The sequence below is a fragment of the Streptococcus caecimuris genome (genome assembly GCF_943193075.1).
GTDB classification, from domain to species: Bacteria; Bacillota; Bacilli; order Lactobacillales; family Streptococcaceae; genus Streptococcus; species Streptococcus caecimuris.
Genome location: NZ_CALPCT010000043.1, coordinates 1 through 4,866, shown reverse-complemented (window position 1 = coordinate 4,866; position 4,866 = coordinate 1). Strand labels below are relative to the sequence as shown.

Here is a 4,866-nt window from a genome sequence, read left to right as displayed (position 1 = left end):
TTTGGCTCGGTAGCTCAGTTGGTAGAGCAATGGATTGAAGCTCCATGTGTCGGCGGTTCGATTCCGTCTCGCGCCATCAATTCAATAATCAGGAAGGGTAGCGAAGAGGCTAAACGCGGCGGACTGTAAATCCGCTCCTTCGGGTTCGGGGGTTCGAATCCCTCCCCTTCCATCCTTTACGGGCATAGTTTAAAGGTAGAACTAAGGTCTCCAAAACCTTCAGTGTGGGTTCAATTCCTACTGCCCGTGTTAATAATTATGGCGGGTGTGGTGAAGTGGTTAACACACCAGATTGTGGCTCTGGCATGCGTGGGTTCGATCCCCATCACTCGCCTATTTATTAATATTATTATTGGGGTATAGCCAAGCGGTAAGGCAAGGGACTTTGACTCCCTCATGCGTTGGTTCGAATCCAGCTACCCCAGTTAAATTTATGCCGGCGTGGCGGAATTGGCAGACGCGCTGGACTCAAAATCCAGTGTCCGCAAGGACGTGCCGGTTCGACCCCGGCCGCCGGTATAGATTATAAAGGAGTTTTACTCCTTTTTTTGTTTTATTTTTTTCTTTTTTGTGATATAATTAACCGGTAAAGTTTCTTTTAGTGAATTAGAAGGAGTTAATTTTGTCTGAAGTTGCAAATAAAATCGATCGATTTTTAAATTCTATTTTATTGTTATCAGAAAATCAGCATGAGATTTTAGTTGGTTCTTGTACAAGTGGTGTTTCATTAACCAACACTCAGGAACATATTTTGATGCTGGTTGCTGATGAAGCTCTAACCAATTCTGTCTTAGCTAAGAAATTGAATGTCAGTCAGGCTGCTATCACGAAGGCCGTGAAGCCCTTATTAAGTCAGGGGATGCTGGAGACTTATCGCGATGAAAATGATGCTCGGGTTCTCTATTACCGTTTAACTGAGATTGGTAAGCCGATTGCATTAGAGCATCAGCACCACCATCAGCATACCCTTCACACTTATGAGGATGTTTTGTCGAAGTTTACCAAGAATGAGCAAGGGGTTATTTCGCGGTTTTTAGATTTATTGGAAGAGGAGTTATAGTTTGAGGTATATTACGGTTTCAAATTTATCGTTCTATTATGATCGAGAACCGGTTCTGGAAGGGATCAATTACTACTTAGATAGTGGAGAGTTTGTTACGCTGACTGGTGAGAATGGGGCTGCTAAGTCTACCTTGATTAAGGCTAGCCTTGGCATCTTACAGCCCAAGGTTGGGAATGTTGAGATTTCAAAGACGAATGTTAAGGGAAAGAAGTTAAGGATTGCTTATTTGCCACAACAGATTGCTAGTTTTAATGCAGGATTTCCCAGTACGGTCTATGAATTTGTGAAGTCAGGTCGGTATCCCCGTAAAGGCTGGTTTCGAAAGTTGAATGAGCACGATGAAAAGCATATTCTAAAGAGTTTAGAATCTGTTGGGATGCTGGAGTTCAAGGATCGGGCGATTGGTTCTTTGTCTGGTGGTCAGAAACAGCGGGCCGTCATTGCTCGGATGTTTGCTTCAGATCCGGATATCTTTGTTTTAGATGAACCGACAACAGGGATGGATGCGACGACAAAGAGTGATTTTTATGAGTTAATGCATCATAGTGCGCATCACCATCAAAAATCTGTCTTGATGATTACACATGATCCTGAAGAGGTTAACCAGTTTGCGGATCGGAATATTCATTTGGTTCGTGACCAAAGCTCTCCTTGGAGATGTTTTAATGTCCATGATACTGAAGGGGAGGGTGACCATGCTTGATTTATTCCAGTATGATTTTATGCAGCGGGCCTTGTTGGCTATGGTTGCGATGAGTCTTTTTTCTCCTGTATTAGGGATTTTCTTAATTTTAAGACGGCAGAGTCTGATGAGTGATACGCTGAGTCACGTTTCTCTTGCGGGTGTCGCTTTTGGGCTTTTCCTTGGGATCTCTCCGACGCTCTCGACTATGATCATTGTCATTATAGCTGCGGTCTTTCTTGAGTATTTGCGGACCTTATTTAAGGACTTTATGGAGATCGGGACGGCAATTTTAATGTCCACTGGTCTTGCCCTAGCTTTAGTGCTGATGCGTGGTGGTGGAAAAAGCTCGATGAGCTTGGATCAGTATTTGTTTGGTTCTACCCTAACCATTACGGATGAACAGGTGATCGCCTTGTTTGTGATTGCTTTTGTTGTATTAGTGTTGACGGCCTTATTCTTGCGTCCTATGTATATTTTGACCTTTGATGAAGATACGGCCTTTGTAGATGGCCTTCCGGTCCGGACCATGTCCATTTTATTTAATGTGGTAACGGGGGTTGCTATCGCCTTAATGATTCCTGCAGCAGGATCGTTATTGGTTTCAACCATCATGGTCTTACCGGCTAGTATTGCGCTGAAATTAGGGAAGAACTTCCGTGGGGTCATGCTGATTGCGGTCATCATTGGTTTTATCGGGATGTTTAGTGGGTTGATTTTGTCTTATATTGCAGATACACCAGCGAGTGCCAGCATCACGCTTTTATTTGTGGCACTGTTCTTGCTTGTGAATCTTGGATCACGTTTGAGGAAATAGATATGAACTTTAAAAAATTTGGTTGGTTATTGTTAGTGGCTTTAACACTTGTTTTGACAGCTTGTGGCAAAAGTCAGAGTCAAAATGGGAAATTAAAAGTGATGACCACTTTTTATCCTGTTTATGATTTTACAAAAAATATTGTCGGAGATGAAGGAACGGTAGACCTGCTCATTGGAGCGGGATCAGAGCCTCATGAATATGAATTGTCTGCTAAGGGGCGGGCTATGATTCAAGATTCGGATGTTTTCGTCTATGAAAATGAAAATATGGAAACGTGGGTTCCAAATCTTTTGAAATCAATGAAGGATAAGAAAACCAAAGTGATCGATGCTACCAAGGGCATGGTCTTGCTTCCTGGATTGGAAGAGGAACATGAACACGAAGGGGGCGAAGAACACCATCATGAATATGATCCTCACCTTTGGCTCTCTCCACATCGTGCCATGAAGATGGTAGAGTCGATTCGTGATCAATTGGTGGCAGCTTATCCAGATAAGAAAAAGACGTTTGAGAAAAATGCCCAAGCCTATCTAAAGAAATTACAGGCCTTGGATCAAGCTTATCAGGATGGCTTGAAAGATGCGAAACAAAAGAATTTTGTAACCCAACACGCGGCTTTCCGTTACTTGGCCTTGGATTATGGCTTAAACCAGGTGGCCATTTCAGGGATTTCACCTGATAGTGAGCCTTCTGCTGCACGATTGCGTGAATTGACAGAGTATATCAAGAAAAATGAGATCAAGGTGATTTACTTTGAGGAAAATGCTTCTAAGTCCTTGGCGAAAACCTTGTCTTCTGAAGCTGGTGTTGAGTTAGCTGTCTTAAATCCTTTGGAAAGCTTGACGGATCAAGAAATGAAAGATGGCGAAGACTACGTGTCTGTTATGAAGGGAAATCTGAAGGCGCTCGAGAAAACAACGTCACAAGCTGGTAAGGATATTCAACCGGAACATGAGGAAGATGATAAGACAGTTCAAAAGGGCTATTTCGAGGATAGTCAAGTGAAGGATCGTAGCTTAGCAAATTATGCGGGTGATTGGAAATCCGTTTATCCATACTTGCAAGATGGAACTTTGGATCAGGTCTTTGATTATAAGGCAAAATTAAATCCAACCATGACTGCTGCTGAGTATAAGGAATATTATACCAAGGGTTACCAAACAGATATTGATCGGATTAAGATTGATAAGGATTCAATGGAGTTTTATCAAAAAGGATCTTCTAAGAAATATACCTATAAATACGTAGGTAAGCACATTTTGACTTATAAGAAGGGAAATCGTGGTGTTCGTTATCTCTTTGAAGCGAAAGAGAGCGATGCGGGAGATTTCAAATATGTTCAATTTAGTGACCATGAAATTACTCCGGTAAAGGCAGCTCACTTCCACATTTTCCATGGAGGAAAGAGTCAAGAGGCGCTTTATGATGAGTTGGAAAATTGGCCAACGTATTATCCTTCCAACTTATCTGGTTTAGAAGTGGCACAGGAAATGCTGGCTCATTAAGAGCTATATCAAAAGAAAGACTAGGACTGATTATCCTGGTCTCTTTTTGATTAAAAATGAGGAGTGAAGCTTGTCAAATGCTTGAAAATACGTTACAATGAGAGGGCTTTAAACTAAAAAAATGTATGGGGAATTTTAAATGAAAAAAGTTGGTGCAATTCTTGTGAGTTTTCTTAGTGTCGTCTTATTGGTGGCTTGTTCGCAACAGGGAGCGAGCAAAAAATCAACCCCTTCCTCTAGTCAAACGACGACCTCTTCTGAAGTCAAAAAGACGAATGCTTCTAGTTCGGAAGTGAAGGAGAAAGAAAAAAAAGAAGAGAAAAAAGAAGTGAAGAAAATGGATCTTGAAGCGATTGCCAATGGAGATTACAGCAGTATTTCTGGTGTCTGGCAAGATGATAAGGGAAACAAGTTGGTCTTTAACGACAAAGGGTTGGTCTCACAAGAGTTAGAGGGCTACGGAGCTTCTTTGACGGATTATGGGACCGCCTCAGAAGGCATTTATGGTGGTCGTGATGGGGGCTTCTTGTTGGAGTATATTCCTGCTGGGGTAACCATTGGTGATCAGGTCGATGATCAAGGGCAAGTCGTCTTTAAGGACACATCAGATGCCTCTAAAAACCGCTTGTGGTCTGGTGTTGGTATCGCTAGTTTTGGAGAACAAGGATCGATCTATTATCATGTAGGAGATGAATAACAGAAAAAAGAGGCTGGGACACAAGTCCTAGCCTCTCAATTGTTTTTGGATTGTCGAGCAAGACGCAGTGGTTGAGTGGGCTCTACTACGCTGATTTCA

The 4,866-nt window shown here is 42.2% G+C and carries 5 protein-coding genes and 6 tRNA genes; all 11 read left to right on the top strand.

Going from position 1 to position 4,866, the window contains the following annotated elements:
- Positions 1–3 precede the first annotated feature (3 nt).
- The 11 genes from NFR56_RS09840 (at position 4) to NFR56_RS09790 (ending at position 4,767) form a co-directional block, all read left to right on the top strand.
- Positions 4–76 (top strand) — tRNA-Phe (locus NFR56_RS09840).
- A gap of 15 nt (positions 77–91) precedes the next feature.
- Positions 92–172: transfer RNA gene (locus tag NFR56_RS09835), tRNA-Tyr, on the top strand.
- Positions 173–178: 6 nt separating this feature from the next.
- Positions 179–249 (top strand) — tRNA-Trp (locus NFR56_RS09830).
- 12 nt (positions 250–261) lie between these two features.
- Positions 262–334, top strand: a tRNA-His gene (locus NFR56_RS09825).
- Positions 335–353: 19 nt separating this feature from the next.
- Positions 354–425 (top strand) — tRNA-Gln (locus NFR56_RS09820).
- A gap of 10 nt (positions 426–435) precedes the next feature.
- Positions 436–519 (top strand) — tRNA-Leu (locus NFR56_RS09815).
- A gap of 103 nt (positions 520–622) precedes the next feature.
- The gene (locus tag NFR56_RS09810) at positions 623–1,060 is read left to right on the top strand and encodes a zinc-dependent MarR family transcriptional regulator (RefSeq protein ID WP_003004547.1); all 438 of its coding nucleotides are present in this window, start codon (positions 623–625) and stop codon (positions 1,058–1,060) included.
- 1 nt (position 1,061) lies between these two features.
- Entirely contained in the window at positions 1,062–1,766 is a 705-nt protein-coding gene (locus NFR56_RS09805) for a metal ABC transporter ATP-binding protein (protein ID WP_049503809.1), read from the top strand.
- Positions 1,759–2,562, top strand: coding sequence for a metal ABC transporter permease (locus NFR56_RS09800; RefSeq protein ID WP_003009676.1), 804 nt, complete (start codon positions 1,759–1,761; stop codon positions 2,560–2,562). Before NFR56_RS09805 ends, NFR56_RS09800 begins: the two co-directional genes overlap by 8 nt.
- Before the next feature lie 2 nt (positions 2,563–2,564).
- Positions 2,565–4,070: a zinc ABC transporter substrate-binding protein AdcA gene (locus NFR56_RS09795; RefSeq protein WP_251458801.1), complete on the top strand. Its 1,506-nt coding sequence runs from the start codon at positions 2,565–2,567 to the stop codon at positions 4,068–4,070.
- Positions 4,071–4,209: 139 nt separating this feature from the next.
- A complete protein-coding gene (locus tag NFR56_RS09790; protein WP_045758977.1) occupies positions 4,210–4,767 on the top strand; it encodes a DUF6287 domain-containing protein in 558 nt (185 codons plus the stop codon).
- Positions 4,768–4,866: the final 99 nt, after the last annotated feature.

Bases quoted from the DNA above. Each gene is read 5' to 3' on its own strand.
- NFR56_RS09800 (WP_003009676.1), top strand. From the start codon at position 1,759: ATGCTTGATTTATTCCAGTATGATTTTATGCAGCGGGCCTTGTTGGCT.
- NFR56_RS09795 (WP_251458801.1), top strand. From the start codon at position 2,565: ATGAACTTTAAAAAATTTGGTTGGTTATTGTTAGTGGCTTTAACACTT.
- NFR56_RS09790 (WP_045758977.1), top strand. From the start codon at position 4,210: ATGAAAAAAGTTGGTGCAATTCTTGTGAGTTTTCTTAGTGTCGTCTTA.